Genomic DNA, 26,378 nt, shown 5'->3' on the forward strand with positions numbered 1-26,378 from the left:
CTAACTCACGCCGTCCCGGCGCACCAGCGTCCATGCGTCGCCCGGCTGTGCGCGGTGCCAGTGCTGCCGAGGGGCGTCAATTTCCCGGGCGACGTCGGTGAGCCAGATGGTCCGGTCCGGATCCCAGCCGGCGATCAGGGAACCCCATTCTTCATCGATGTGTTGCACCCGCCCCGCTGTGCTGAGATATCCCAGGACGCTCAGGTGGACGGCGTCCCATTCCCCGGCTACCCGCTCCCAGTCAGGGATCAGCCATCGGCCGTCCCGTCCCGTGACCTGGAACCAGACGTTGCGGCGGGACGCCGTCACCTCCAGCGGGAATTTGCGGCATAGGGCTGTCCAGTCGTCCCCGGTTCGTATTTCATATGTCCTGCCGGCGCCGCGGACCGGAATGGTGGTGGCGTCCTCCCATCCCAGGGGATCCTCGATGAGGTTCAGTCCGGCGGGGAGCCTGCCGACCGTGCCGACAAGCCCCGGAGGGATGGACCACCAGTCACCTGACATGTTCGAGTCCAATCCGTAGGCATTTGCCCTCCACTGCCTCTCATCGGCACGTATGTTCCGCCCCCACTGTGCCAATTTCTGCTGCGGATCCCGGTCCAGCGGCGCCGGATCATCGGGGACGCGCCAGTCAATGGCCCACTGCTCTACCCGGCGGGCCTCCGTGCTCCGCTGCATCGAGGGCGTGGCCATCACCCGGGCGGCAAGAGGAGCGATTGCTTCCCTGATGATCGGCAGCGACGCCAGAACATCCTCGCCCTCCGGAGGCTGCCAATACCGGGCAGTGCCCACTGAGCGCTCAAGGGCCGGCTGAACCGACTCGTCGGTCACGCCAGACAGATCAAGGGAGGCAAGGCGGGCAGCCAGATCACCGGACGAGCCAACGGCAGGCGGGCGTGCGTCGTCGTCGTTGGTTTCCTCAGGCGTCATCAGGCCGAACAGCACCCGGGAGGTTCCCTTTCCAGGATCGAGCTCGTACCCCAGCCGAGACACAGCCACGCTGACGCCCGAATTCAGTTCCATCGCGAGCTCGAGGCACAGACGGCGGCCCCGGGGGCCGGCGAGGAGCGGTTCGGTCTTGGCGTTCATCGGCTTATCCTTACACGAGCGTTACGCTGCCTCCATGACCGCCCTGATCTCGCATACGTCCTTTGACAGTCTCGACCCGTTCGCCCAGTCAGTGTTCTGGTGCGGAGTGCTCGGTTTCCATGACGATCCGGACGACCCCAACGACCCGAATCATCCCGGCGACGAGGAGTGCATGATCGCCTCCGACGACGGCTCCCAGCGCCTGCTGTTCATCAAGGTCCCGGACGGCAAGCAGGTCAAAAACCGCGTGCACCTTGACCTAAGGCCCGCCGAAGGCACCCGGGACCGGGAACTTGAGCGACTGCTGGCACTGGGGGCCCGGGAAGTTGCGGATCGGCGGATGGCCAATGGGACGGGATGGGTGGTGCTCGCCGATCCGGAGGGCAATGAGTTCTGCATCCTGCGCAGCGATGCCGAGCGGGAGCAGGCACTTTGACACCCGGCAACATGTGCCCATAGGTACTGAGACGCGATTTCTCAATACCCCCCAGGGGTAATTGACGCCATACCCTATGGGGGTATATGTTCGTTACAGATCGAATTCTAGGAGCGGACATGACCACAACCCATGAACAGGCCCCGGGTGGCCTCGCCGGGCAGGACCATTCCGGCGCCCACGGGTACGCCACGGACAAAGTGGCCTACCTCAAGCGGCTCCGGCGCATCGAGGGCCAGGTGCGGGGAATTGCCCGCATGGTGGAGGAAGACAAGTACTGCATCGATATCCTCACCCAGGTTGCTGCCATCAACAAGGCACTGCATGCGGTGAGCCTGGGCCTCGTCCAGGACCACATTTCGCATTGCGTGGTGGGGGCCGCCCGCGAGGCGGACGCCACCGGCAACCCGGAACTGGTTCAGGCCAAGGTACAGGAAGCCACCGACGCCATCGGCCGCCTCCTGCGCTGAGCCGCACTGCCCGCCCGCACGTTCCACATATCTCCCTTTACGGAAAGAGGATCCACCGCATGGAAACCACACTGAACATCTCCGGAATGACCTGCGGCCACTGCGTCGCATCCGTTACTGAAGAACTCGAAGCGATCGACGGCGTCGACAACGTCAGCGTTGATCTCAACGCCGGCGGCATTTCGACCGCCGTCGTTACCTCCAGCCGGACGCTTTCACCTGTTGAACTCGGTGAAGCAGTGGCAGAGGCGGGCTACCTCGTCGTGGAACCCTCCGCCTAGTCTCGCCGGATCCACCCGGCAGCGGATGCGCGACCCGCGATCCGCGCCGCACAGCACTTCCCGGAAGGACAGCACTCCCATGAGCACCGACAACCTGCTCCGGCAGCCGAACCCGCGGATCATCGACCTTAAAGTTGAGGGCATGACGTGTGCCTCCTGCGTCGGCAGGGTGGAGCGGAAACTCGGAAAAATCGAGGGCGTCGAAGCTACGGTCAATCTTCCGCTGGAATCCGCCCGGGTCAGCGTCCCGGACGGCGTAACCGACGAGCAGATCCTGCAGGCCGTGGATTCGGCCGGCTACAAAGCACACCTGGTGCGGCCCGCAGAATCTTCCCGGGCCAACGGCGGAACGCGGGAGGCCGGATCGCGCGACGGCGGGGCCGGGCACACCGGAGCAGGCGACCACTCCGGATCCGTGCATGCCGGCCACGACAACTCCGGCATGGAGCACTCGGGCGAGGACCACATGGCGCACGGCGGAACTGCCGCTGCCCTGCGGCCGCGGCTCATCCTGGCCGCCGTGCTGACAGTTCCGGTGTTTCTGGTTTCCATGATCCCGGCTCTGCAGTTCAACAACTGGGGCTGGTTCGCCGCCCTGCTGACGCTGCCGGTGGTGACCTGGTCCGCGTGGCCCTTCCACCGGGCCGCAGCCATCAATGCGCGGCACTTCGCCTCCACCATGGACACGCTGGTGTCCCTGGGCGTGATCGCTTCCTACCTCTTCTCGCTGGGAACCCTCCTGGCGGATCCGTCGCTCACGGCCCACGCCGGCATGACGGATATGCAGGGCATGGCCGACGGCGGACACGCCAACCTCTACTTCGAAGTTGCCGCCGTCGTCGTCACCTTCCTGCTGCTGGGGCGGTACCTGGAAGCCAACGCCAAGGCCCGCGCCGGTGATGCGCTGAAAGCACTCCTGAGCCTGGGTGCCAAAGACGCCACCGTGCTGCGCGACGGTGCCGAGGCCCGGGTACCGGCGCAGGACCTGGTTGCGGGTGACGTCATCGTGGTCCGCCCCGGCGAGAAGATCGCCACTGACGGCATCGTCACCGACGGACACTCGGCTGTGGACGCCTCGCTGATCACCGGTGAATCCGTTCCGGTTGAAGTGGGTCTGGGGGATACCGTTACCGGCGCCACAGTCAACACCTCCGGGCGGCTGCTGGTTACCGCCACCAGGGTGGGCAGCGAAACCACCCTGGCCCAGATGGGACGCCTGGTCAGCGATGCACAGTCCGGCAAGGCACCGATTGCGCGCCTGGCGGACCGGATCAGTGCTGTTTTCGTTCCGATCGTTTTAGCTGTCGCAGTGCTCACCTTTGTGCTGTGGATGGTCTTCAGCGGCGACCCGCAGGCCGCGTTTACGGCCGCCGTCGCTGTCCTGGTTATTGCCTGCCCGTGCGCACTGGGTCTGGCCACGCCTGTCGGCCTGCTCACGGGCACCGGACGCGGGGCCCAGCTGGGCATTTTGATCAAGGGCCCGCAGGTGCTCGAAGATACCCGCACCGTGGACACGATTGTGCTGGACAAGACCGGTACTGTGACCGACGGGCGGCTCTCGGTGGTGCGCACCCTGGCCCTGGAAGGGACCCTTGATGAGGCGGAGCTGCTGCAGTTGGCCGGCTCCGTGGAGGCTGCGGGGGAGCACCCCGTCGCAGTAGCCATCGCTGCCGCCGCCCAGGACGTTTTGGGCCTGGACACGGCAGGCCGGAACGCAACAGCCGGCGGAGCTCTGGCCCCGGTCACCGGGTTCGACTCCGCTCCCGGCGGTGGCGTCCGCGGAACCGTGAACGGCCGTGCCGTCGTCGCCGGGCGCCCCGGCTGGCTGGAGGAGAACGGCGTGGTCCTGTCTGAGGATGCCCGGACGGGGCTGCGGGCCGAGCAGGAAGCCGGATCCACTGCCGTCCTGGTGGCCGTTGACGGCCGCGCCGCCGGCATCATCAGCCTGCGGGACAACATCAAGCCCGGCTCTGTGGCCGCCGTTGCGCGGTTGCGGGCTCTGGGACTGCGGCCCGTGCTGCTTACCGGAGACAATGCCGTGGTGGCTGCCCGGGTGGCTGGCGCCGTCGGCATTGAGCCGGAAGATGTGCTGGCCGATGTCCGGCCCGAGGGCAAGGTGGAGGCCATCAAGCGGTTCCAGGCCGAAGGTGCCACCGTGGCGATGGCCGGTGACGGCGTGAATGATGCTCCGGCACTGGCACAGGCGGACCTGGGCATCGCGATGGGCTCCGGCACCGACGTCGCCATTGAAGCGGCGGACCTGACCGTAATGGGCAACGATCTGGGCCAGGTGGCCACCGCCATCGAACTCTCCCGGCGCACGCTGGGCACCATCAAGACCAACCTCTTCTGGGCCTTTTTCTACAACGCCGTCGGCATTCCGGTGGCCGCCCTGGGTCTGCTGAACCCAATGATTGCCGGTGCAGCCATGGCCGCCAGCTCCGTGCTCGTGGTGGGCAACTCGCTGAGGCTGCGCAACTTCGGCAAGCAGCATGCATAAGCGCCGCGTCAACAACTCATCCCGATAAAACACAGCACCTGCCGGCTTCCTCGGGACGGCAGGTGCAGTGTTTATCGGGTCCTGGCGGGTGAGCCTAACGGGTCAGCGCGCGCGGTACGGATTCTGTGTGCAGCTCTGGCGGGATGCCGGGTTGTGCCGGAGATCCTGTGTGCAGCTTTGGCGGGATACGGGCGCTCCAGCCCGCCAGAAGTGCACACCAGATGGCCTGCGGGTGGAGCGAAGTCGCCAAATGTGCGCACCGGTTGACTCCGCCAGCAATCTTCGTGCAGATAACGGGCTTTGCCGTCATCTGCACGAGAGACTCTGCGCTGCATACGCATAAGCCTCAGGAGACAGGAAAGGCCGGACGGTCCACAGACCGCCCGGCCTTTCGCACGCCGCGTCAGCCCGCGGCCGGATCCTCACCCGGTTCAACCGGTGTGTTGCTCGGTCCCACTTGGTCCACCTGGCTGGTCAGCGGAATGCCGGAGCCGTCCCGCCGTCCGTGCTCAGTGGGCAGCGCCCGTGCCACGCCGTTGGCGGCGGCAGCCTTCGCCGGACCGTGCCCGGCCCACGCCACCACCAGCGCATCCTCGCCCTTCAGGAACCGGTGCGCGCGCACGCCGCCGGTGGCGCGGCCCTTCACGGGGTACTCGGCAAACTCGGTCACCTTCACCGATCCGCCCGGCGTTCCGGGCAGCGTCTCGCTGCCCGTGGACACAGTGACGACGACGGCGGCCGGATCATTCTGCGCCACCACGCCGAAGAACAGCACATGGTCATCGGCGCCGAGCTTGATCCCGGCAACACCGCCGGCGGTGCGTCCCTGCGGACGAACCAGCGAGGCGCTGAAGCGCAGCAGCTGTGCCTGTTCGGTAATAAACACCAGCTCGTCGGTGTCCTGCTGCGCCACGCCCAGGCCCACCACTTCATCCTTGGGCTTGAGCGTGATGGCTTCCCAGTCGTCCCGGTTCAGCGGGTACTCGGGGTTGACCCGTTTCACGATGCCGTTCCGGGTGCCCAGCGCAATGATCTCGTTCAGCGGCACCAGGCCGATCAGCTTTTCGCCCTTGGCCAGCGTCATGAAGTCCTTCACCGGAACCCCGCCGGCCATGTTCGGCAGGCCCGATGTGGGCGGCAGAGCCGGCATGTCGAGGACCTGGACACGGACCATCCGGCCCGACGACGTCACCGCCCCGATCTCGCCGCGCGCCGTGGTCTTCACCACCGAGCGGAACACATCGTGACGCACCCGCTGGCCTGCCTCGGTGAGCGGCTCCTGATTGGAGGTGCGGGCCAGCTGGCCGGAACTGGTGAGGATGACCCAGCAGGGATCGTCGGCAATTTCCAGCGGCAGTGCCGCTTTGGCCCCCTTGCCGGTGACGGCGGGAGCGGCGGCAACACCCTTGAGCGGTGATGCAGCCTCGGATTCCAGCAGCACCGTCCGCCGCGGAGTGGCGTACTTGGCAGCCACTTCGCCGAGTTCATCGGAAACCAGGGACCGCAGCCGCTGCTCGGAATCGAGGATCGCCTGCAGTTCCTTGATCGCCAGTTCCAGCTCGTCCTTTTCCTTCTCCAGCTCGATGCGGGAGTACTTGGTGAGCTGGCGCAGCCGCAGTTCCAGGATGTGGTTGGCCTGGATCTCCGTCAGGTCATAGATGGCCATCAGCCGTTCGCGGGCCTGCGCCGTCTCATCCGAGGAGCGGATGATCTGGATGACCTCGTCAATGTCCACGATTGCGATGAGCAGGCCCTCGACCAGGTGCAGCCGGTCCTGCTTCTTGCGCAGCCGGAACGCCGTGCGGCGGCGGACGACGCCGAGGCGGTGCGCCACGTAGACCTGCAGCAGCTCCACCAGCCCCAGGGTCCGGGGCTGCCCGTCCACCAGGGTGACGTTGTTGATGCCGAAGGAATCCTCCATGGGCGTGTACCGGTAGAGCTGGGCCAGGACGGCGTTGGGATTGAAGCCGTTCTTGAGCTCGATGACCAGGCGCAGTCCGTGGCTGCGGTCCGTCAGGTCCACCACGTCCGAGATGCCCTGCAGCTTCTTGGAGGTGACCGCGTCCTTGATCTTCTCGATGACTTTCTCCGGGCCCACCATGTACGGCAGCTCGGTGATCACCAGTCCGGTGCGGCGGGCATTGAGCTGCTCCACCTCCACCTTGGCGCGGGTCTTGAAGGACCCGCGGCCGGACGCGTAGGCGTCGCGGATCCCGTCCAGGCCCACAATCCGCCCGCCGCTGGGCAGATCCGGGCCGGGGATGAACCGCATCAGCTCATCCAGCGTGGCCTCGGGGTTGGCGATCAGGTGCTGGGTGGCGGCAATGACTTCACCCAGGTTGTGCGGGGCCATGTTGGTGGCCATGCCGACGGCGATGCCTGTGGTCCCGTTGACCAGCAGGTTGGGGAAGGCGGCCGGAAGCACCTCAGGCTGCATCAGCTGGTTGTCGTAGTTGGGGACAAAGTCCACCACGTCTTCATCCAGGTGATCCGTCAGCGTCAGCGCCGGAGCGGCCAGCCGGGCCTCGGTGTACCGGGCGGCGGCGGGGCCGTCGTCGAGCGAGCCGAAGTTCCCGTGCCCGTCGATCAGGGGCAGCCGCAGCGCCCAGTCCTGGGCCATGCGGACCATCGCATCGTAAATGGCGGAGTCGCCGTGCGGGTGGAGCTTGCCCATGACCTCGCCCACCACGCGCGCGGACTTCACATGGCCGCGGTCCGGCCGCAGGCCCATGTCCGCCATCATGTACAGGATGCGCCGCTGGACGGGCTTGAGGCCGTCACGGGCGTCGGGAAGGGCGCGGGAGTAGATCACCGAGTACGCGTACTCGAGGAAGGAACCTTCCATCTCGGTGGTGACATCAATGTCGATGATGTTCTCGGCGATTTTCTCGCCGGGTGCTGTTTTGGAGACGGTTTGGCGCCGGGCCATGCTGTTGTCGGGTCCTTGCATTGGTAGGGGACTATATGGGTGTGCAGGGGGATCCGGCGCGGCGGCCGAAGCGTCCTGCAGACAGTGGAGAAAATTTCCCACTACTCTGAGTCTATGGCGGAGCAGGGACATTACCCCGAATATTGGGAAGCTGACGTGGTGTTGCGGGACGGGGGAACCGGGCATTTGAGACCCGTGACACCCGGGGACGCCCAGGCGCTGCAGGAGTTCCACATGCGCCAGTCCCAAAGCTCCATCTACCTGCGCTTCTTCACCTACAAGGCCAAGCTCAGCAACAAGGAGCTGGCCCGGTTCACCAACGTGGACTACAAGGACCGCGTGGCCTTTGTCATCACCATCGGCTCGGAGATCATCGGGATCGGCCGCTACGACCGCCTGGATGACCCCACCGAAGCGGAAGTGGCGTTCAACATCGCCGACGGACACCAGGGCCGCGGGCTCGGGTCGATCCTGCTGGAGCACCTGGCTGCCGCGGCACGGGAAAACGGCATCCGCCGCTTCTCCGCCGAAGTGCTTCCCGAGAACCGGAAAATGATCGGTGTCTTTGCTGATGCCGGCTACGAGGTCCGCCGCCACTTCGACGACGGGGTGATCGCCCTGGACTTCAACATCGACCCCACTGACAAATCCCGGGCCGTCATGGAATCCCGCGAACACCGCGCCGAGGCCCGCAGCGTGGCGGACCTGCTCTCGCCGTCGTCCGTTGCCGTGATCGGTGCCAGCCGCGAGTGGGGCACCGTGGGCTACCAGCTGCTGGAACACATCATCGAGGGCGGCTTCACAGGATCCGTGTACGCCGTGAACCCGGAGGCCTTCGAGCTGGCCGGAATGGTGTCCTACGCCCGGATCGGGGACGTGCCCGAACCCGTCCAGCTGGCCATCATCGCCGTTCCCTACGACCAGGTGCAGTCGGTGGTGGAGGAGTGCGGGCGCGCCGGGGTCAAGGGACTGCTGGTGGCCACCGCGGGCTTCGCGGACGACGGCGAACGCGGCCTCGCCCGGCAGCGGCGCCTCGTGCGGCACGCCCGCGCCAACGGCATGCGCGTGGTGGGCCCGGCGTCGCTGGGCTTGATCAACACCCGCCCCGGCGTCAGCCTGAACGCCTCGATGGCCCCGTCCATGCCCGAAGCCGGCGGGCTGGGCCTGTTCAGCCAGTCCCCGGGCATCGGTGTTCTCCTCTACGCGGCGGCCCAGCGGCGCAGCCTGGGCCTGTCCTCCACCATTTCCGCCGGGAACCGGGCCGATGTGTCCGGCAACGACGCCATGCAGTACTGGGAAGACGACACGGACACGCGGGTGGTGGGGATGTACCTGGAGTCGGTCGGCAATCCCCGAAAGTTTTCCCGCATCGCCCGCCGCCTGGCCACTTCCAAACCCGTGATCGTCGCCAAGTCCGACGTCACCGGACTGCAGCTGCCGCCGGGCCACGCCGTGCGGACCACGCAGGCACCGGCCGGAGCGCTGGACGCCATGCTGCGGCAGTCAGGCGTCATCCGGGTGAACACCAACGAGCAGCTCATGGATGTAGCCCAGATTGCCGTCAGCCAGCCGCTGCCCGCCGGCCGGGCCCTGGCTGTCTTCAGCAATTCCGGCGCCCTGGGCCGGGTGGTGGCGGACGCCGCCGTCGGCCTGGATCTGGAGGTGGCCAGCCTGCAGACCGATCTGTCGCTGGATACCGGCATGAGCGTCGCCCTGCCGCTGCTCCGCGCCACCATCACCAAGGCGCTCGCCGACGACGGTGTGCACGCCGGCGTCGTGACCCTGCTGCCGTCGCCCGGGCTGACGATGGAGAAAATCGCGGCGTGCCTGCAGGAGTGCGTGGCCGAGACCGGGAAACCCGTTGTCGCCGCCTTCACCGGGATCATGGATCCCTCGGCGCATGTGGAGGGACTCCTGACCCAAGGGGGCAGGGAGGAGGACGGACGGCAGTCCGGACTGCCGTGCTTCTCCAGCCCGGGGGCCGCCGTTTCGGCGCTCGCCTCCCTGGTCCGGTACACCGAATGGGCCGCCCGCGACCACGGCCACTTTGTCGAGCCGGCCGGGGTGGATCCCGACGGTGCCCACGCCTTTGTGGAAAAGCTCCTGGCCCGGGTCTCCGGTGACGGGCTGATGCGGCTGTCCTCCGAGGAAACCACGCAGCTGTTGGACTTCTACGGCGTGCAGCTGCTGCCGTCGGTTCCGTTCAACACCGCGGAGGAGGCCGTGGCGGCAGCGGACTCCCTGGGCTGGCCGGTGGTCATTAAGACCATGGACGAACATCTGCGCCACCGGCTCGACCTGGGCGGGGTGCGGCTGAACATCTCCAGTCCGGAGGAGCTCCGGTCCAATATTGCGCAGATGAAGCAGTCCCTGGAGCCCTACGGCAGCTTTGAACTCGAGGTGCAGAGCATGGCGCCGTCGGGACAGGGCTGCACCGTACGGGCCATCGAAGACCCTTTGCTGGGTCCGGTGCTGTCCTTCGGCCTGGCCGGAGACGCAGTCAATCTGCTGGATGACTGGGCCCACGGGATTCCGCCGCTGACGGACAATGACGTTGCGGACCTGGTGCGCGCCCCGCGTGCTTCCGGCAAGCTTTTCGGTTACCAGGGACTGCCCAAGGCCAACGTCGCTGCCCTCGAGGACCTGATTTCCCGGCTCGCGCTTCTCAAGGATGAGCATCCGGAAATTGCGCTGCTGGAAATCAATCCTGTCCTGGTCTCCACCGCAGGGGTGACTGTGCTCAGCGCGGACGTCCGGCTCGGCAATCCGCAGCAGCGGACCGACAGCGCCCGGAGGGCGATGCGGGACTAGCTCTACTGAGGCGGCAGAGCGATCCAGGACTCACTTGGGTATGCTCCCGCGCGCCATTTAGGTACTGGGGCTCTCTCTGGGGGAAACTGGATGCATGTCGCCGTTACTTTCCGCTGAACGCCGCAGCCTCGACGCTTCCATGGAGCGGGCAGGCTTTTACCCCACCCTCCTGGCCGACGTAGTTCACGATGCCCTGGACGGCCGTGAACCGTTGTCCCACCTGATTCATTTGGAAACGCACTTCGAGCGCACAGAGGTGCACCGGCACATCACCGTGCTCGTGCTGACCGAGGACATGCTGGTGATCACCCATGTGGATGACCAGCAGCTGGACGACGCCGGCGAGCAGATGATGGCCCAGGTTTCCACGGAATCCGTTCCCGTCACCCAAATCCGTTCGGTGGTCCTGGGATACATGTATGCCCAGCCGCAGGACTACAAGCCCTCCGACCAGGCCCGCGAACTGACCCTGGCCATCGCCTGGTCCGGCGGCCAGCGCCTGGACATGGGTCCGGCAGGCTGCGCGGATCCGCAGTGCGACGCCGACCACGGCTACACCGGCACCATCGCCCAGGAGGACATTGTGCTCCGGGTCAGTGCAGAGGCAGACGGCGCCCAAGCCGTGCAGAACGCCAAGGACTTCGCCCGTGCGCTGCGCAAGGTCAACACGGACACCGTTAACGCGCGGGCCATGGAACCCGGAGATGCCCGCCAGCGCGTTGCGGGCATCGGCAGCCGGTTCAACCGCAGCCACCACCAGCGGTAAGGGGTTATGAACTCCTCCTCCGGAACAGGATCCGCCTCCGAACGTCCGTCCGCTGACCCGCTGCCGCCGGCCCCCGGCTACGGACGCAGCAGTGTTGCAGACGTCCTCACCAGCTCGGCCGCTGTCCTTGGCGTTCCCGGTTTCGAGAACACCCTGAACCTGCCGGCCGCCAGGCGCGTGTGCGTGGTCATGGTGGACGGCCTCGGCTGGTCCCTGCTCAAGCAGCGCGGCGGCCACGCACCGTTCCTGCGCGGCTTCGTGCCTTCGGCGCGGGTCCTGACCGCCGCTTTCCCCACCACGACGGCGGCGTCCCTGGCCTCGCTGGGGACAGGGCGCCCCCCGGGTGAACACGGCATGGTGGGCTATGACGTACTGGATCCCGAACAGGACAAAGTCGTCAACATGCTCGGCAACTGGGATGCCGGCGTGGACCCTCAGCGCTGGCAGCCCTGCCCCACGGTCCTGGAACGCGCAGCCGAACACATCCCGGTGGCCTCAGTAAGCCTGCCCCGCTTCGCGGACTCGGCCATGACCCGGGCCGCCCTGCGCGGAGGCGAGTTCATCGGCGCCACCGGCGTCCATGCCCGGGTGGCGGCTGCGGCCCAGGCCCTGGCCGCAGCTCCGCGGATGCTGATGTACCTGTACTGGAACGAGCTGGACAAGGCCGGTCACAAGCACGGTTCGCAGTCCCAGCAGTGGGGCTTCCAGCTTGAGGAGCTGGACAGCGCGCTGAAGCTGCTGGCCGCCCGGCTTCCGGCTGACACGCTGCTGCTGCTTACGGCGGACCACGGCATGGTGGACATCGCGCCGGAGCACCGCTATGACTTCTCGGCCGACCCCTCGCTGACTGCCGGAGTGCGGCACACCGCAGGCGAACCCCGCATGGTGCACCTGTATCTCGAGCCCGGCACCGGCGAGCAGGACCGGGAGAGCCTGATGGACTCCTGGCGGCGCGCCTATGGCAAGAAAATCTGGATCGCCACGCGGGAGGAAGCCGTCAACGCAGGCTATTTCGGCGCGGTTGTTTCACCGGAGGTACTGCCGCGCATCGGGGACGTGCTGGTGTTGGCCCGCGAGCCGATCGCGCTGTACGACCTTCGGCGGATGAAGTCCTCGTCCTTGGAAGTGGTGGGCCAGCACGGCTCCCTGACCCGCGCGGAGCGGGAAGTTCCGCTGCTGCAGCTCGCTGCACCGGCCATGAAGCGCAATCCCGGGGCACAGGCCGGCGGGAGAAAGAAGTAACCGTGGCCGAGCTTGTTTTCTTTTCCGGGACCATGGACTGCGGCAAATCCACGCTGGCGTTGCAAATGGACTACAACCACAGTGCCCGCGGCCGCGGTGGAATCCTCTTCAGCCGCAACGACCGGGCGGGGGAATCGATGATTTCCTCCCGTCTGGGCCTTCGCACACCGGCGGTTGAAGTCACTGATTCCACCGACTTTTGGACCGAAGTCACGGACCGCCGCCGGTCCGGATCAACAGTGGACTACCTCATTTGCGACGAAGCGCAGTTTTACTCTGCCGATCAGGTGGAGCAGCTGGCACGGGTGGTGGATGAGTTGTGCGTGGATGTCTTTGCCTTCGGCATCACCTCGGATTTCCGAACCCGGCTTTTCCCCGGCTCCCAGCGCCTGATCGAGCTGGCGGACCGGATGGAAGTGCTGCAGGTGCGCGCCCTGTGCTGGTGCGGACGCCGCGCCACCCACAATGCCCGGACCGTGGACGGGGTCATGGTGGTCGAAGGTGATCAGGTGGTTGTTGGCGACGTGGGCAAGCATGCTCCGGCGGCAGGAACGCCCGGGGCCGCCGAGTCCGTCACGGAGGAACCGCTCTTCGCCGCCGATGCGGTGAAAACTGCGCCGGTGGTCGGTTATGAGACGCTGTGCCGGCGGCATTACATGCGCCGGGTCACGGCCCACAAGGCCCAGGCCATTTCCGAAGTGGCAGCCGAGGCACCGGCGGATCTGGACGTCTGCGCCGTGCATCCGCGTTTTCCCTGACGCTCGGCAGCATGTGCGGCCCGCGCCGCCTGGCCCTGTATGTCGGTGGAAACGCGGGCCAAATCGTGAAGCGCCGTGATGGCGGAGATCAGTTGCTCTTTGGTGGGTGCAGTGCCGTCGGCTGGGCCTGCATCGTGCTGTGCCGCGATCCGGGACAGCTCGACCGCAAAGCGGTCATCGATCTGCAGCGTCGTCGCCCGGGCGCCAGGATTCTGGCCGGGAGATGGCGGCAGAACGCCGGCTTGCGCCGATAGGAGCGAAACAATGCGCCCAATCGCCAGAGCCCAACCCGCAACGCTGGGCTCGCTTGCATGTTGAGCGGAGACAAGGTCACCTTGCGGGCACGGCGGCGAAAGCCGTTCGACGGCACCGTGCGTCTGGCGTCCCCGGCCCGCGATCCTATGCTTCGGGAGCGGTGGCCGGGATCGACGCCGTCACCGAGAGTGCCGAGTGATGTTTGGCCTTCTGAATCTCCGCATAGAGATCATGCCGCAATTGCGCGAATCGCGGCAGAGCCCGAGTCGATAGCTGATCCCGGTCGTCGGGAAGATCGATAATCATTTCCTTTTGAACGATAGTGGGCGTCGAAGAGAGCACTATGACCCGCTCAGAAAGGTAAACTGCCTCGTCGATGTCGTGGGTAACAAAGAGCGTCGTGATGCCGAGATCACGCCATATTTGCCTCACCAAATCCTCAAGGTCCGCGCGCGTCTGCGCATCCACCGCAGCGAACGGTTCATCCATCAGCAGCACATCCGGCTTATAGGCGATGGCTCTCGCTATGGCCACGCGCTGCTGCATCCCTCCGGAGAGTTGCCAAGGATAAGATCGACCGGACTTGTCGAGCCCAACAAGGGCCAGGGCTTCCGCTACCCGCGCCTTTCGCTCGGTCTTGGCAACTTTCTGTTCGGTCAACGGCAGTTCGACATTCTGGTCGACCCGCATCCACGGAAACAGGCTGCGCCCGTACTCTTGGAAGACCACGGCGAGGCCCTCCGGTGGACCCGAGACCGGCTTTCCAGACACATGGACTGTGCCCTTCGTCGGCTTCAGAAGTCCTGCCATGCATTTGAGCAGAGTTGTCTTGCCGCTGCCGGACGGTCCGACCAGGCAAACAAATTCACCTTGGCCAACGGAGAAATCGACATCACGAAGCGCTTCAAAAGAGGAATCAGCGGTTCGGTAGGTCTTCTGCAGATTTCTTACTTCAAGCATCAGTGTCCTTTTTCTGCTCAGTGATTACGAGTCCCGGGATGCTTGACGCATGCCGTTGTACCACCGCAGGCTGCGGTTTTCGAAGACCTGGAACAACAGTGAGGCGAAGAGGCCCAGCATGCCCAGCACAATAATGCCCGTCCACATTTCAGGCAGCGCAAAGTTCCGTTGGAACTGCACCACGGTGAATCCCAATCCGCTTGTAGCGGCGAACATCTCACTGATCACCATCAGGATTATTCCCACGGAAAGGCCCTGGCGCATTCCCGCAATAATCTGGGGGGATGCGGCCGGCAGAATGAGTTTCTGTATGCGCCGTAAGGTTTTCAGGTGATATGACTTAGCCGTTTCAATCATGACTGTATCCACCGCGCGAACCCCCTCAACTGTGTTAAGCAATATGGGCCACAAGCAACCAAGCATGATCACGAAAATCTTCATCTCGTCGCCAATCCCAGCGAACAGGCTGATGACCGGAACCAGTACCGGAGCCGGGATGGCACGGAAAAGTTCCAGCGTCGGTTCGCAGTAGGCGCGTGCCCTCGAAGAAAGGCCTATGAGTGTTCCCAGCGTCAGGGCCAGCAAGGTAGCCAAGGAAAAACCCACGGCCAATCGCCATACGCTTGAGAAGCCGTCAACAACAATCCTGGAGTTCCAGCCGCCCTCGAACCAGGTTGCCGGAAACACGCCAAGAATTCGTCGAAGCGAGGGGAAATACACGTTGGTGCTGTAAGCGCTGAATACCCACCACGTGGTAAAAAGCACCGCCGGAAGAGCGAGAACGTAGAGAGCGGATCGCAGCACTTTCATTCTTCGGCGTCCTTCCGGAATGACATATGCCAAGAGAGCACTTTCTTCTCCACCAGCCGTACTAAAAGGTTGACCGTGAGTCCAAGCAGTCCAGTAACCAACACCAGGGCATACATTCTGGCGTTGGCGCCGGCAGATTCTGCCAGCGCAATGTCCCGCCCCAGACCGGGGGTTCCAATGATGAGCTGTGCGGTAACGGTCAAAACCAAGGCCACCGTGGCCGCGAGCCGGAAACCGGTCATGATGAATGGCAAAGCCGTAGGCCAGACGACGTGCCGGATCACACCCAGTTTGGTGAAGCGGTATGACCGTGCTGTTTCGGTGACCACCGGATCCACATCGGCCACACCGTAAATGGTTTGCACGAGCACCTGCCAGAATGCGGCATAAATGACCAGGACCAGTGCTGACTCATAGCGCGGGCCAAAAAGCAGGACCACCAGCGGTACGAGTGCGACGGATGGGATCGGGCGCAGAAACTCCACGGTGGAAGACAGAGCCTTCCGCAGCCGCTCCAAGCTACCGATGAGCAGGCCGAGCAGAACACCTGCAACGGTTGCCGCGGCTAAGCCGATTGCCCAGACATACACGGTGTCGTAAACGGCTTGCCATATCGAGCTGTCCCCCAGCAGCTGGAAGAAGGCCGTGAGAATGTCGGTGGACGGTGGCAGGTCCTGCGCCCTGACCAGTCCCAGCGGCGCCAGAACCTGAAGGATGAGGGCGACAGTGAGCAGTCCGGCGGCGCCGAGCAGGACGTTGACCGGTTTTCCACGCGGAGACTTCAGCAGTCCCGGCTGCGCTGAAGTCCCGGCTTCTTCAGCCGACGCACGCTGGACAGCTATGCGGTTGGTCATTCTGCGATAAAGCCTTCGTAATCCGGCTCCTTGGTGAGCACGCCATACTTAAGGGCCGATCCGGCGAGCTCTTCCAAGCCCTCACGATTGATCTCCGGGATCCACTGAGAAAGTTCGACCTCAGCGGCGAGCTCGGGACTCAAGCCTGCGTAATCCTGAATAATCTCACGGACCGAGCTCTCGTTCTCCGAGGCATATTGGAACGACTCGGCAAGCGCAGACCTAAAGCGCTCCACAAGTTCCGGGTTCTCTTCTGCTGTTTGCGTGGAGGCGAAGTAGAAGGCGGAGTCGAAGTTCTCCGCCATATCAGTCATCGGGCTGGCCACAATCGCACCACCCTCCTGGAGGATCTGTGTGCGGAAAGGCTCGGTGGTCCAGGCCGCATCCACTTCGCCCGCGGCCAGCTGTGCCGGCATATTCGGGTAAGGGACTTCGACAAACGTGACCGTGTCGGGATTACCTCCGGCCTGCTCAATTGAATTCCGGATGGTGATTTCACCGAAGTTGCTGAGGGCATTGATGGCCACGGTCTTGTTTTCCAGATCAAGGACGCTCGAAATACCGCTGCTTGGCATGGCCGCTACTTCGGTGGAGTCCTCGCCTGCAACGCTGGTTGAGGTTGAACCATTGGAAATTACCGAAATGGGGATCTGGTTCTGATGGGCAACCAGCAAAGATACAACGTTGCTGTATCCAAACTGGTACTCGCCCGAGACCACTGCGGGGACGATTGCTGCACCGCCCTGTGCGAGCTGGATGTCCAGCTCCAAACCGTGGTCTTTGAAAATGCCTTGTTCTATCCCCAGATAGACGGGGGCCACGTCAGTAATGGGGATGAGCCCGAGCGTTACTTGGTCCAAGCCGCCTTCTTCAGTGGATGCTGTGGCATCCTCCATGGGATCACTGGGGCTGCATCCCATCAGCGCAAGCGCACTGATAGCAGTGATGGCGCCGGACTTCAGGAGAAAGTGCTTCGATAAACGGTTCTGGCGAGTGCGTGATTCCCTCATAGCCTTCGGTCCTTTCAGGACGGTTTGGTTTGTTGAGCGCGGGGGAGGAGCAACGAGCTTTGAACAAAGCATGCCGACAGATAGCATCCGGTTGTCAATCAGTGAAAAGTACAGTCAGGGGTAGAAGTTGTCAACGCCCAAACATTCATGGCTGAATTGTGACGGACTCGGGCCAAAGGAGTTCACGGGGCCACCGCATTGTCACGCAATGAAACAGGTGCTGTACTCAGTGCAAGCAAGGATGCACGGACCGATTTGAGGAGCTTCATTTGAGAACACCGCCTGTGGACGACGGGGGCCACGAGAGAGCCAAAGTTGCCACCACACGCACGGCCGAACGGGCCCTGTCACTCCTCAGTGTTGTTTGTGAGCACGGTTCCGTCACCCTTGGCGATGCAGCTAAAGCCGTGAATCTGTCAGCCAGCACCGCAATGCGGCTCCTGAGGACACTCGAATCCACAAACTTTGTTCGCCGCGACGATGACGGCACCTACTTTCCGGGAGCTGCCGTCGTGCAGCTCGGTGTGCTCGCCCTGAGCCAGGAGTCCCTCATTCCCCTATGCCAGGAACCCATGGCCAGAATCGTCGAGCATACGGGCGAGTCGGCGTACCTCAGCATTCCTGCATCAGGTGAACAGGGGCTCTATATCGCTATAGTGGAAGGAACCCACTCCGTCCGGCACGCAAATTGGGTGGGACGCAAATTCCCGCTCACCATGAGTGCGGCGGGACGGGCAATGAAGGGCGGCACGGGGCCGGAGGGATACTGCGTTGTCAGCGCCGGGGTGGAACAGGACATTACAGCCGTTGCAGTCCCCATTCAGGTGGGAAAAAAGGTGGTTGGCGCCTTAAGTGTCGTTGTGCCCAGTTACCGGATCACTGCCTCCAGCATCGAGCATATCGGCCAGATATTGTTGGCCGAGGCAAGCGGCTTGTACGGTCAGGTTTGAGGCTAGTCGCCCTTGGTGCCGAAGACGATCTCATCCCAGCTGGGCACCGAGGAACGCTTGGGCTTGATCGGGCGCCGGTCGGCACCGTCCTCATCCTTGGCAGAGTCAGCGGTGGATGCCGCGTCGGTGCGGCTGCTGCCGGAACCCATCCGGTCCCAGGGGAAATCGGTCCTGCCGCCCTTGCGGCCGCCGGACTTGGCCTTGCCTTTCAAAGCTGGCGCGGTTCCGCCCTCAGCGGCCTTGGCGGCTGCGTCTTCCCCAGCCGCAGCGGGTGAAGCCTGTGCAGCGCTTCCGGCCGGCTTGTCGCCGTCGGCTTGCGGGTTGGCCGTTGTTCCAGAGTCAGTCGTTTTCGCTGGGTCCGTGGTTTTCGCAGACCCGGCACCGGCGTTCGCAGCCGAATCTTTTCCTGCTCCGTCGGCAGCCTCGCTGCGGCGGCGGAAGGGACGGGCCAGGACACTGATTTCACGCGTATCGGTGCTCAGCGCATCGGGCAGACGGAGCGAATCGGGACGGTCCGGGGAGTCGGTGCCGGCAGCGCTGTCGGGTGCCAGCGTCAGACGTCCGGTGCGCGGACGGCTGGAGGCGGCGTCATCCAGCTCAGTGCGGCCCTCGCGCGGATGTGCGGCAGGGATGCTGCCCTTGGCCAGCAGTGCTGCCAGGGCGTCGTCGCCGTCTTCATCAGCCCCGAGCCGCTGTCCGCGGCGGGAGCGCAAAACTTCCAGGAGGTTGGCAGTCTCCTCGTCCTCAGAATCGGCACCGTCCGCTTCAGGCGCTGCGACGGCCTCGAAATCAAAAACGCGGTCCGCGACGGCGGTAAGCCGGCGGGAGGGCACGGGGGAGTCCAGCGGCTCCAGCTCACTGAGCAGCTGCGCCCAGCGGTTGGCGTTGGAAACGCTCTTGCGCAGGGGACTGAACGTCCAGCGCGCCGGGGGCTCCTCGCCCACGGATACCTGGGAGTCGGTGCCCAAATCAAACCGTGCGACAACGTCCCACGTGGAATCCGGGCGGCGCCAGGCGTCCCATTCGACGCTGTCGGGGTCCACGCCGAAGGCCTTGAGCCGGTGGTTGACCATGTCGCCGAGATTGACCGGGCTGTCGCCGAAGGTGCTGCGGTAGCCGTCATGTGTGGCGGAGAGCGGTGCAGCCACTTCCACAGCCTGCGCCTGGCGGGCAACGTATTCACGTTCTGCCCGCACCGGGCCCTCATAGCGGCGGATGTGGGCGAGGTCCAGACCCGAAACCTCAGCGACGTCTTCGGCGCTGGCTCCGGACCGGATTCGTGCCTGAATGTCGCGGGGGGTCATGGCGGGGCCCTCGGGCCGCTCAGGAGCGGCGGTGGAACGGTGCACTGAGCGGGCTACCGCCACTCGAAGCGCTTCATCCATGCGAAGCCGGAATGTTTCCCCACCCTTGCCGCTGAGCAGCAGATGTTCGCCACCCTCATGGACACCCACGAGACGTAGATCCTGCATGAACCATTCCTCCACCCGATAGCAATTCCTTCTGGAAACAATGCCATCCGCGAGGCCGAAAGCCTACTGTTTGCGGGGGCGTGGCGCGGATCGGCCTCTCCCAGGGACACCTTTTTGGTCTCCGGGAGGCCCCGAGGCGGCCCCAAGGTGGATTTTCGCTTTCGAGTAGACAAAAATCTCCGGTTTACGGGCACAAAACGGAACCCCGTTGCGTTGATACCTCAAAGCTACGAACCTGCAGATCCCAGACCGGCAGGCGTGGCCCGAAAAATCCTCTACAACAACTCGACCGGATGGTGAGAGTACATATTATGGCGACTGACTACGATGCGCCGCGCAAGACAGAAGAGGACATCAGCGAGGAATCCCTTGAGGAGCTGAAGACACGCCGCACCGCCACCACGCAGTCGGCGGTGGTGGATGAAGATGAGGCCGAAGCCGCAGACAGCTTCGAGCTGCCCGGCGCCGACCTCTCCGGCGAAGAACTCCTGGTGCGGGTGCTTCCTGCGCAGGCTGACGAATTTACCTGTGCGTCCTGTTTCCTGGTTCGGCACAGGTCACAGATCGCGGCGGAAAAAGATGGACTGTACTACTGCATTGACTGCGAAGGCTGAGCAGAAATACTTCTGGGCGGCTAGCTGCTCAGTGCCCGGACCAGGTCCTCAGGGCGGCGGGTGGACGTGAGCCAATACGGCGTGCGGTCTGCCGGGTCGGTGATTTCGATTTTGACCACTGGTGAGATCCACCCCCGGATGCACATGTACGACGTGGCGTTCAGCCCCCGGCCGCGCTGGAAGGTGGCGTCATCTCCGCGGAAACCTTCCACGGTTCCGACGTAGCGCCGCTCGATTTCCGCCTTGCCGACCTGCAGGGTGTCCGGGGTGACGCGGATGGTCGGGGTGCTCAGGAGGAGCAGGACCGTCAGGATCACCAATACGACGACGGCGGCGATCAGCCCTGTTTCCATGCTGATCGGCACGAACACGAGGATGCTTGAGGCGGAGATGCCCAGGACCATCACCCAGATCCAAAACGAGGGAAGAAGCCGTTCGGAGTACAGAACGGTGCTGGCGGGAGTCTGGGCAGAAGGGGATGACATACCTCCAGCTTGGCATCTTTGTTCCGGCATTTCATCTTGGCGCCGGACCGTGAATTGCCGGTCCGCGGCATACGGAGAAGCGTCAGGAAAACGCGCTAAAGTGAGGTGCGGTATTCCCTGGAAGCTTCCGGGGGCCGAACTGGAGAAGCAGGCGCGCGGCCCGGACCGGGACGCGGGCCACACACGAGGGAAGTCGGAGACACACCGGTGCTTGAAGCAGGCCCCACTATGACCGTGCAGCTGAAAATGCTCGACGACGGACTGGAACCGCCGTCGTACGCCCACCCGGGCGACGCCGGCGCGGACCTTCGCACCCGGGTCGACTTTGTGCTCGAACCGGGGGAGCGGAAGCTCGTTCCCACCGGGGTGGCCATTGCCCTGCCCTTCGGTTATGCAGCCTTTATCCATCCGCGGTCCGGTCTGGCCACCAAGCACGGCCTCACCGTGGTCAACGCTCCCGGCACAGTGGACGCGGGCTACCGGGGAGAAATCAGCGTCACGCTCCTCAACACCGATGCGACCAGCCCCATCCGTTTGCAGCGGGGGGACCGGATTGCCCAGATGGTGATCCAGCGGGTGGAGACGGCGTCCTTTGAACTGGTCGATGAACTGTCCGATTCCGTCCGCGGCACCGGAGGATTCGGTTCCACCGGCGGCTTTACTGCACTGCCTGCCTAGAGCGGCTGTCCCGGGGGCCGGCAGCATGCGGCCTCCCTACAAGAGAGAGGAACCCGGTCATGGCATTTGGGCGACTGAAGAAGAACAAGCAGGAACAAGACAAGCAGGAACTCGGCGAACAGCAGCAGGGCGACGGGGCCGCTGAAGCTGCCGCCGGCACCTCGGGATCCGGTGAAGCGGAGCAGCCCGCCACCGGCCCGTGGGACGCCAGTGACAAGCCGTCGGAAGACGGGTACGTGGATCTGGGAGCGTTGCGCATCGCCGCCGCCCAGGGCCTCCAGCTGCGCCTGGAAGTGGAAGAAAAGACCCAACGCGTGGTTGCCGTGACCCTGGACCTGGACGGGTCCAGCCTGCAGTTGCAGGCTTTTGCCGCACCGCGCTCAGAGACTCTCTGGGACGACATCCGCGGCCAGATCGGCAAGTCCGTGGGTTCCCAGGGCGGCACCGTGGACGAGCTTGAGGGTGTTTTCGGCACCGAACTGCTGGCGAAGGTTCCGGCGCAGGCACAGGACGGCTCCAAGGGGTACCGCGTGGCCCGGTTTGTCGGAGTGGACGGACCGCGCTGGTTCCTGCGGGGTGTCTTCGGTGGACCTGCCGCACTTGACCCGCAGGCCGCCGGTCCGCTGGAAGAGGTCTTCCGCAACGTCGTCGTGGTCCGCGGCGAACAGCCGCTTCCGCCGCGGGACCTGCTGCAGCTGCGGTTGCCGCGCGATGCTTCGCCCCTGCCGCGGCCTGCTGCCCCGGAAAAGCCAGGTCCGCCGGAGCGCGGTCCTGAAATCACGACCATCGGCTGACGGATGCCCGAGCAAGCCGCGACGGCCGGGGAGCGGACCCCGGTCCCTGTCAGCTCACTGCCGGAGCGGGGCCGGGTGTACAGCGGCGGCTACGTAGAGTCCATCACCGTGCTTCCCGCGACGGACTCTCCGCGCTTCACTGCCATGGTGGAAGACCGGGAAGCGGCGTACCGCGATCCCTCGTCCCGCAAACCCCGTGCCCGAGTCCGCCTCATCTGGCTTGGGCAACGGCGGGTGCCCGGAGTCGAAGCCGGCACCCAACTGGCCTTCGAAGGCATGGTCAGCACCGTGGGAAACTACCCCACCATCTACAACCCCCGCTATGAAATCATCGGACGTCCGGAGAACGAAACATGAGTGAGCGACCCGGCAGGGACCTGCCCGAACCCCGTCGTCGGACGGCCGACCCTGCCGGCGGGAACCCGCCGGCCGGGGAGCAGCAGCCCACACTCGGCGACGTCGCCGGCGCGTACGCGGCCAAGGCGGGGGTGGAACGCGGCGACGACGGGCAGATCGATGTGCTCAAGTCAGTCGGCGGGGTGCGCGGGCTCGCGGAAGCCATTGTTCCCGGCCTGCTGTTTACGCTGCTCTTCACGCTGACGTCGGAGCTGTACCTGTCGCTCGCCGCTGCGGTGGCCTCTGCCGCAGCCTTCTCAGCAGCAAATCTGGTGCAGAAGCGTCCGCTCATGCAGTCCCTGACGGGTGTTGTCGGCGTCATCATTTGCGCCGTCTTCGCGCTGCGCAGCGGCAGCGGGACGGAGTTCTTCCTGCCGGGCTTTTTCGTCAATGCCGCGTACATCCTGGCGTTTGCCGTCTCCATTGCCGTCCGCTGGCCGGTGGCCGGACTCCTGTTCGGCTTCATCCGCGGCGAGAACCTGGAATGGCGGGCCAGCCGGAAGCGGATCCGCGCCTATGCCCTGGCCACCTGGATCATCATCGCCGTGTTCGCCCTGCGCCTTGGTGTCCAGCTTCCGCTGTACCTGGCGGACAACGTGGGGGCGTTGGGCACCATGCGCCTCGCCATGGGGGTACCGCTGTACGCCCTGGGGCTGTGGCTGGCCTGGATGGTGTCCCGGCCGATGACCCAACAGGACCCCCAGGACCGTCCAAGCTAGGACGGTTCAGGCTCGGATCCGGGCGCAGACCGGTCTGGAAGCAGAACAGCACGCAGCTGGTCTTCGGCTGCGATCGTGCAGATAAAGAACAGCTCGTCGCCGGGCTCGATCACGTCGTCGTTGCTGGGAGTAATGGGAGCGTCGTCGCGCAGGATGGCCGTGACGGTGGTGTCCAAAGGCCAGTCGATGGATCCCAGGGTTCTGCCGGTCAGCGGGGAATCGGACGGAACGGTAAATTCCACCATGGACGCGACGCCGGTCTGCAGCGTCAGCAGCCGCACCAGGTCGCCCACCTCCACGGCTTCCTCCACCAGAGCGGTCATCAGGCGCGGTGTATTCACTGCCACGTCGACGCCCCAGGAGTCATCGAACATCCAGTCATTCTTGGGGTTGTTCACCCGGCCCACTGTGCGTGCCACGCCAAACTCGCTCTTGGCCAGCAGGGACACCACCAGGTTGACCTTGTCATCCCCGGTGGCGGAGACCATGACGTCGGCCTCTTCCAGCCGGGCATCCTTCAGCGTGGTCAACTCGCATGCATCACCGATCAGCCAATGCGCGCCCAACAATCCGCTGCGACCCACCACTTCGGGCTTTTCATCGATGAGAAGGACCTCGTGATGGTGGGAAAGCAGCTCCTTGGCGATGGAGGACCCCACACTCCCGGCACCGGCAATGACAACTTTCACTGGTTCTCCCTGGCTGGCGCAACCGAAAGGATGCGGCTGATTTCGCTGGTGCGCTCCACGTTCATCATGGCGTGCAGGACGTCGCCCTGCTGGTAGCTGGTGTCGGGCCGGGGGAGGATCCCCTCACCGAACCGGGTGACATAGGCGATGCGGACATTCGCTGCCTGCTCGATGCCGCTCAGCGTGGTGCCGAGCCAACCCTCATGCAGGGACAGCTCGCCCAGGATCAAGCGTCCCGAGGACTCCCGGAAGTCGCCGTTGATGCTCTGCTCAGGCAGGATGCGCCGCAGCACCTGGTCGGCGCTCCACCGCACGGCGGCAACGGTGGGAATTCCGAGGCGCTGATAGATTTCTGCGCGCCCGGGATCGTAGATCCGTGCCACCACGTGCGGAACGTGGAACGTCTCGCGGGCCACGCGGGTGGCGAGAATGTTGGAATTGTCACCCGAGGAAACAGCGGCGAAGGCATAGGCCTCCTCAATTCCGGCCTCTTTGAGGGTGACGCGGTCAAAGCCGACGCCGGTGACTTTCCGGCCCGTGAAGGTGTGCCGCAGACGCCGGAATGCCCGTTCATCCTGGTCGATGACGGCCACCGTGTGCCCGGCATTGTCCAGCGTGTGGGCCAGTGAAACGCCTACGCGCCCGCACCCCATGATGACGTAATGGGCCACCTGCCACCTCGGTTCCTGATGATTGACTGCGAAAAAACCCAAACGGCCAGCATAGACCCGCAGCCCCGCCGAATATGCACCCGCGTCCGGACGTGATGTGATGGTCTTTTAGGCTCCATCAGGAAGTATCCGGCACTATGACGACCGACACCACTGCATCCGAGATTGAACTCACCATTGGCGCCCCTGCGCACGGCGGCCATTTTGTGGCCCGCCACGAGGGCCGCGTGGTCTTTGTCCGGCACGCCCTGCCGGGCGAGCGGGTCCGCGCCCGCCTGACGGAAGCGGGCGACGGCGCCAAGTTCTGGCGCGCGGACGTCGTCGAAGTCCTCGAACCGGCTCCGGGACGGGTGGAGCACTTCTGGCCTGAAGCCGATGCGCTGCGGGCCGCTTCCCGCGGCCGGCTGCCGGTGGGCGGGGCCGAGTTCGGCCACATTGAGCTGGGGGTTCAGCGCGAACTCAAGGCGCAAATCTTCGCCGAGCAGCTGAACAGGTTGGCCAAGGAGGACCGGACGGTGACGGTGGAACCGGCCGTTGAAGAACGTGAGGACGGCCTGCACTGGCGGACCCGCACCAGCTTCTCAGTGGCTCCGGGCGGACGCTTGGCAATGCACGCCCACCGCTCCGAGGAACTCATCCCGGTCCAGCGCATGCCCCTGGCCGTGGATGCCGTGAACGATCTGCAGCTGTGGGACGTGGACTTCAGCGGCGTCTCCCGGGTTGAGGTCGCCGTTCCGGTGTCCGGCGCACCCCTGGTCCTGCTGATCCCGGCCGAAGGCGCGCATCCCAAGGCGCTGGGCCGCATCGCCTCCGCCCTTCCCGAGGGAACCTCCATTGCCTCCTGGGACCCCGAAACCTCCACGCTGAACCGTCTGCGCGGACGCACCTGGGTGCAGGAGAGCGTGCTGGGGCATGATTACCGGGTGACCGGGGCGGGCTTCTGGCAGATCCACCGCAGTGCTCCCCTCACCCTGGCGCAGGCAGTGCTGGACGGCCTGCAGGTCCAGCCCGGAGAGCAGGTTGCCGATTTGTACGCCGGCGCCGGCCTCTTCACCGCGCCGCTGGCCGACGCCGTCGGCGAAACGGGACGGGTGCTGTCCGTGGAGGGTTCCCCCGGAGCCAGCCGCGACGCGCGCAAAAACCTTTTCGCCGCCCCGCAGGTGGAAATCCTGCAGGGGCGCGTGGACAAGTCGCTGGCCGCCTACGAGGGCCGGCTCGACGTCGTGCTGCTGGATCCGCCGCGCGTTGGCGCCGGCAAGGACGTGGTACGCCGGATCGATGCTGCCGCACCCCGGACAGTGGGCTATGTGTCCTGTGATCCGGCATCCTTTGCCCGCGACCTTGGCTATTTCAAGGACCTCGGCTGGAAGCTGGATTCGCTGCGGGTCTTCGACCTGTACCCGCACACCCACCACATGGAGTCCTTTGCGGTCCTGACCCGCGCGTAACCGTTTGTTACGGGGGTATCAGGCATTGCTTTTTGAACGCCCCGCCGCTATCTTCCCCGTCACACGGGTCTGTAACGGATAGGATAGGACCAGTTGTGCAGATCCGCGCCGTGTTGGGGAGCCTCCGCCCGCTTTAGCGGGCAGAGTTTTCGTTCGGCAGTGGGGGGCCTAAACCGGGTAGAGAAATAGTCCACCATTTCCTGCCTTCCCCTGTGGCGTGCCGGTTAGGGAGACCTAACTGGCATGCCGCGGACCGCTGGACAAAGATAAAACGGTGGCGAGAGGAGTCCT

The 26,378-nt window shown here is 64.8% G+C and carries 25 protein-coding genes; 15 read left to right on the forward strand and 10 right to left on the reverse strand.

Annotated elements, in window-relative coordinates:
* Positions 1–1,089, reverse strand: a complete 1,089-nt coding sequence (locus MUG94_RS06805; RefSeq protein ID WP_227908835.1) for a hypothetical protein — start codon at positions 1,087–1,089, stop codon at positions 1–3.
* Positions 1,090–1,123: 34 nt separating this feature from the next.
* On the opposite strand from MUG94_RS06805, the gene MUG94_RS06810 reads away from it, so the two are divergent.
* The 4 genes from MUG94_RS06810 (at position 1,124) to MUG94_RS06825 (ending at position 4,776) form a co-directional block, all read left to right on the forward strand.
* Positions 1,124–1,525 carry a VOC family protein gene (locus MUG94_RS06810; protein WP_227908833.1) on the forward strand — a complete coding sequence of 134 codons (402 nt, stop codon included), beginning with the start codon at positions 1,124–1,126 and terminating at the stop codon, positions 1,523–1,525.
* 119 nt (positions 1,526–1,644) lie between these two features.
* The gene (locus MUG94_RS06815) at positions 1,645–1,995 is read left to right on the forward strand and encodes a metal-sensitive transcriptional regulator (protein WP_227908832.1); all 351 of its coding nucleotides are present in this window, start codon (positions 1,645–1,647) and stop codon (positions 1,993–1,995) included.
* A gap of 59 nt (positions 1,996–2,054) precedes the next feature.
* Complete coding sequence (locus tag MUG94_RS06820) at positions 2,055–2,276, forward strand: heavy-metal-associated domain-containing protein (protein WP_104054630.1); 222 nt, start codon at positions 2,055–2,057, stop codon at positions 2,274–2,276.
* A 79-nt stretch (positions 2,277–2,355) separates the two neighbouring features.
* Complete coding sequence (locus tag MUG94_RS06825) at positions 2,356–4,776, forward strand: heavy metal translocating P-type ATPase (protein WP_227908830.1); 2,421 nt, start codon at positions 2,356–2,358, stop codon at positions 4,774–4,776.
* A 403-nt stretch (positions 4,777–5,179) separates the two neighbouring features.
* On the opposite strand, the gene MUG94_RS06830 is transcribed toward MUG94_RS06825, so the two are convergent.
* Complete coding sequence (locus MUG94_RS06830; protein WP_227889423.1) at positions 5,180–7,705, reverse strand: DNA gyrase/topoisomerase IV subunit A; 2,526 nt, start codon at positions 7,703–7,705, stop codon at positions 5,180–5,182.
* A gap of 114 nt (positions 7,706–7,819) precedes the next feature.
* On the opposite strand from MUG94_RS06830, the gene MUG94_RS06835 reads away from it, so the two are divergent.
* The 4 genes from MUG94_RS06835 to MUG94_RS06850 all read left to right on the forward strand — a co-directional run bounded on the left by MUG94_RS06835 (position 7,820) and on the right by MUG94_RS06850 (position 13,282).
* Positions 7,820–10,516, forward strand: a complete 2,697-nt coding sequence (locus tag MUG94_RS06835; RefSeq protein ID WP_227908828.1) for a bifunctional acetate--CoA ligase family protein/GNAT family N-acetyltransferase — start codon at positions 7,820–7,822, stop codon at positions 10,514–10,516.
* Between the two features lie 94 nt (positions 10,517–10,610).
* Positions 10,611–11,282: a DUF5998 family protein gene (locus MUG94_RS06840; RefSeq protein WP_227889425.1), complete on the forward strand. Its 672-nt coding sequence runs from the start codon at positions 10,611–10,613 to the stop codon at positions 11,280–11,282.
* 6 nt (positions 11,283–11,288) lie between these two features.
* Positions 11,289–12,524 (forward strand): alkaline phosphatase family protein, encoded by a 1,236-nt coding sequence (locus MUG94_RS06845; RefSeq protein WP_227908827.1) that lies wholly within the window; start codon positions 11,289–11,291, stop codon positions 12,522–12,524.
* Between the two features lie 2 nt (positions 12,525–12,526).
* Complete coding sequence (locus MUG94_RS06850; protein WP_227889427.1) at positions 12,527–13,282, forward strand: thymidine kinase; 756 nt, start codon at positions 12,527–12,529, stop codon at positions 13,280–13,282.
* A gap of 399 nt (positions 13,283–13,681) precedes the next feature.
* Here MUG94_RS06850 and MUG94_RS06855 read toward each other — a convergent pair whose 3' ends face one another.
* The 4 genes from MUG94_RS06855 to MUG94_RS06870 are packed head-to-tail and all read right to left on the reverse strand — an operon-like array spanning position 13,682 to position 17,171.
* Positions 13,682–14,497 (reverse strand): ABC transporter ATP-binding protein, encoded by an 816-nt coding sequence (locus MUG94_RS06855; RefSeq protein WP_227908826.1) that lies wholly within the window; start codon positions 14,495–14,497, stop codon positions 13,682–13,684.
* Positions 14,498–14,521: 24 nt separating this feature from the next.
* Positions 14,522–15,307: an ABC transporter permease gene (locus tag MUG94_RS06860; protein ID WP_227908824.1), complete on the reverse strand. Its 786-nt coding sequence runs from the start codon at positions 15,305–15,307 to the stop codon at positions 14,522–14,524.
* Entirely contained in the window at positions 15,304–16,161 is an 858-nt protein-coding gene (locus MUG94_RS06865; RefSeq protein ID WP_227908822.1) for an ABC transporter permease, read from the reverse strand. Before MUG94_RS06865 ends, MUG94_RS06860 begins: the two co-directional genes overlap by 4 nt.
* The gene (locus MUG94_RS06870) at positions 16,158–17,171 is read right to left on the reverse strand and encodes an ABC transporter substrate-binding protein (RefSeq protein ID WP_227908820.1); all 1,014 of its coding nucleotides are present in this window, start codon (positions 17,169–17,171) and stop codon (positions 16,158–16,160) included. Before MUG94_RS06870 ends, MUG94_RS06865 begins: the two co-directional genes overlap by 4 nt.
* Before the next feature lie 269 nt (positions 17,172–17,440).
* Between MUG94_RS06870 and MUG94_RS06875 the strand changes: the two genes are divergently transcribed.
* Complete coding sequence (locus MUG94_RS06875) at positions 17,441–18,121, forward strand: IclR family transcriptional regulator (protein WP_227908819.1); 681 nt, start codon at positions 17,441–17,443, stop codon at positions 18,119–18,121.
* A gap of 2 nt (positions 18,122–18,123) precedes the next feature.
* Here MUG94_RS06875 and sepH read toward each other — a convergent pair whose 3' ends face one another.
* The gene (sepH, locus tag MUG94_RS06880) at positions 18,124–19,593 is read right to left on the reverse strand and encodes a septation protein SepH (protein ID WP_227908816.1); all 1,470 of its coding nucleotides are present in this window, start codon (positions 19,591–19,593) and stop codon (positions 18,124–18,126) included.
* 311 nt (positions 19,594–19,904) lie between these two features.
* Here sepH and MUG94_RS06885 point away from each other — a divergent pair, with 311 nt between their 5' ends.
* On the forward strand, positions 19,905–20,207 hold the full coding sequence (locus tag MUG94_RS06885; RefSeq protein ID WP_227889429.1) for a DUF4193 domain-containing protein: 303 nt from the start codon (positions 19,905–19,907) through the stop codon (positions 20,205–20,207).
* A 20-nt stretch (positions 20,208–20,227) separates the two neighbouring features.
* On the opposite strand, the gene MUG94_RS06890 is transcribed toward MUG94_RS06885, so the two are convergent.
* Complete coding sequence (locus MUG94_RS06890) at positions 20,228–20,692, reverse strand: DUF3093 domain-containing protein (RefSeq protein ID WP_227889430.1); 465 nt, start codon at positions 20,690–20,692, stop codon at positions 20,228–20,230.
* A gap of 228 nt (positions 20,693–20,920) precedes the next feature.
* Between MUG94_RS06890 and dut the strand changes: the two genes are divergently transcribed.
* Genes dut through MUG94_RS06910 form a run of 4 tightly spaced genes read left to right on the forward strand, consistent with a single transcriptional unit; the run spans position 20,921 to position 23,279 of the window.
* Positions 20,921–21,370 (forward strand): dUTP diphosphatase, encoded by a 450-nt coding sequence (gene dut / locus MUG94_RS06895; protein WP_227889431.1) that lies wholly within the window; start codon positions 20,921–20,923, stop codon positions 21,368–21,370.
* 59 nt (positions 21,371–21,429) lie between these two features.
* Positions 21,430–22,164: a DUF3710 domain-containing protein gene (locus MUG94_RS06900; RefSeq protein WP_227908815.1), complete on the forward strand. Its 735-nt coding sequence runs from the start codon at positions 21,430–21,432 to the stop codon at positions 22,162–22,164.
* A 3-nt stretch (positions 22,165–22,167) separates the two neighbouring features.
* Positions 22,168–22,521, forward strand: coding sequence for a single stranded DNA-binding domain-containing protein (locus MUG94_RS06905; RefSeq protein ID WP_227908813.1), 354 nt, complete (start codon positions 22,168–22,170; stop codon positions 22,519–22,521).
* Positions 22,518–23,279 (forward strand): DUF3159 domain-containing protein, encoded by a 762-nt coding sequence (locus tag MUG94_RS06910; protein ID WP_227908811.1) that lies wholly within the window; start codon positions 22,518–22,520, stop codon positions 23,277–23,279. Before MUG94_RS06905 ends, MUG94_RS06910 begins: the two co-directional genes overlap by 4 nt.
* On the opposite strand, the gene MUG94_RS06915 is transcribed toward MUG94_RS06910, so the two are convergent.
* A complete protein-coding gene (locus MUG94_RS06915) occupies positions 23,276–23,968 on the reverse strand; it encodes a potassium channel family protein (RefSeq protein WP_227889435.1) in 693 nt (230 codons plus the stop codon). The genes MUG94_RS06910 and MUG94_RS06915 overlap by 4 nt on opposite strands.
* Positions 23,965–24,639 carry a potassium channel family protein gene (locus tag MUG94_RS06920; protein ID WP_227908968.1) on the reverse strand — a complete coding sequence of 225 codons (675 nt, stop codon included), beginning with the start codon at positions 24,637–24,639 and terminating at the stop codon, positions 23,965–23,967. Before MUG94_RS06920 ends, MUG94_RS06915 begins: the two co-directional genes overlap by 4 nt.
* 137 nt (positions 24,640–24,776) lie before the next feature.
* Here MUG94_RS06920 and MUG94_RS06925 point away from each other — a divergent pair, with 137 nt between their 5' ends.
* Positions 24,777–26,087, forward strand: a complete 1,311-nt coding sequence (locus MUG94_RS06925; RefSeq protein WP_227889436.1) for a class I SAM-dependent RNA methyltransferase — start codon at positions 24,777–24,779, stop codon at positions 26,085–26,087.
* Positions 26,088–26,378 lie beyond the last annotated feature (291 nt).

The organism is Arthrobacter gengyunqii (assembly GCF_023022985.1).
Taxonomy (GTDB): Bacteria; Actinomycetota; Actinomycetes; order Actinomycetales; family Micrococcaceae; genus Arthrobacter_B; species Arthrobacter_B gengyunqii.

Bases quoted from the DNA above. Each gene is read 5' to 3' on its own strand.
- MUG94_RS06855 (WP_227908826.1), bottom strand. From the start codon at position 14,497: ATGCTTGAAGTAAGAAATCTGCAGAAGACCTACCGAACCGCTGATTCC.
- MUG94_RS06825 (WP_227908830.1), top strand. From the start codon at position 2,356: ATGAGCACCGACAACCTGCTCCGGCAGCCGAACCCGCGGATCATCGAC.
- MUG94_RS06900 (WP_227908815.1), top strand. From the start codon at position 21,430: ATGGCATTTGGGCGACTGAAGAAGAACAAGCAGGAACAAGACAAGCAG.
- MUG94_RS06865 (WP_227908822.1), bottom strand. From the start codon at position 16,161: ATGACCAACCGCATAGCTGTCCAGCGTGCGTCGGCTGAAGAAGCCGGG.
- MUG94_RS06840 (WP_227889425.1), top strand. From the start codon at position 10,611: ATGTCGCCGTTACTTTCCGCTGAACGCCGCAGCCTCGACGCTTCCATG.
- MUG94_RS06885 (WP_227889429.1), top strand. From the start codon at position 19,905: ATGGCGACTGACTACGATGCGCCGCGCAAGACAGAAGAGGACATCAGC.
- dut (WP_227889431.1), top strand. From the start codon at position 20,921: ATGACCGTGCAGCTGAAAATGCTCGACGACGGACTGGAACCGCCGTCG.
- MUG94_RS06835 (WP_227908828.1), top strand. From the start codon at position 7,820: ATGGCGGAGCAGGGACATTACCCCGAATATTGGGAAGCTGACGTGGTG.
- MUG94_RS06890 (WP_227889430.1), bottom strand. From the start codon at position 20,692: ATGTCATCCCCTTCTGCCCAGACTCCCGCCAGCACCGTTCTGTACTCC.
- MUG94_RS06905 (WP_227908813.1), top strand. From the start codon at position 22,168: ATGCCCGAGCAAGCCGCGACGGCCGGGGAGCGGACCCCGGTCCCTGTC.
- MUG94_RS06805 (WP_227908835.1), bottom strand. From the start codon at position 1,089: ATGAACGCCAAGACCGAACCGCTCCTCGCCGGCCCCCGGGGCCGCCGT.
- MUG94_RS06860 (WP_227908824.1), bottom strand. From the start codon at position 15,307: ATGAAAGTGCTGCGATCCGCTCTCTACGTTCTCGCTCTTCCGGCGGTG.
- MUG94_RS06845 (WP_227908827.1), top strand. From the start codon at position 11,289: ATGAACTCCTCCTCCGGAACAGGATCCGCCTCCGAACGTCCGTCCGCT.
- MUG94_RS06830 (WP_227889423.1), bottom strand. From the start codon at position 7,705: ATGGCCCGGCGCCAAACCGTCTCCAAAACAGCACCCGGCGAGAAAATC.
- sepH (WP_227908816.1), bottom strand. From the start codon at position 19,593: ATGCAGGATCTACGTCTCGTGGGTGTCCATGAGGGTGGCGAACATCTG.
- MUG94_RS06870 (WP_227908820.1), bottom strand. From the start codon at position 17,171: ATGAGGGAATCACGCACTCGCCAGAACCGTTTATCGAAGCACTTTCTC.
- MUG94_RS06810 (WP_227908833.1), top strand. From the start codon at position 1,124: ATGACCGCCCTGATCTCGCATACGTCCTTTGACAGTCTCGACCCGTTC.
- MUG94_RS06815 (WP_227908832.1), top strand. From the start codon at position 1,645: ATGACCACAACCCATGAACAGGCCCCGGGTGGCCTCGCCGGGCAGGAC.
- MUG94_RS06925 (WP_227889436.1), top strand. From the start codon at position 24,777: ATGACGACCGACACCACTGCATCCGAGATTGAACTCACCATTGGCGCC.
- MUG94_RS06820 (WP_104054630.1), top strand. From the start codon at position 2,055: ATGGAAACCACACTGAACATCTCCGGAATGACCTGCGGCCACTGCGTC.
- MUG94_RS06910 (WP_227908811.1), top strand. From the start codon at position 22,518: ATGAGTGAGCGACCCGGCAGGGACCTGCCCGAACCCCGTCGTCGGACG.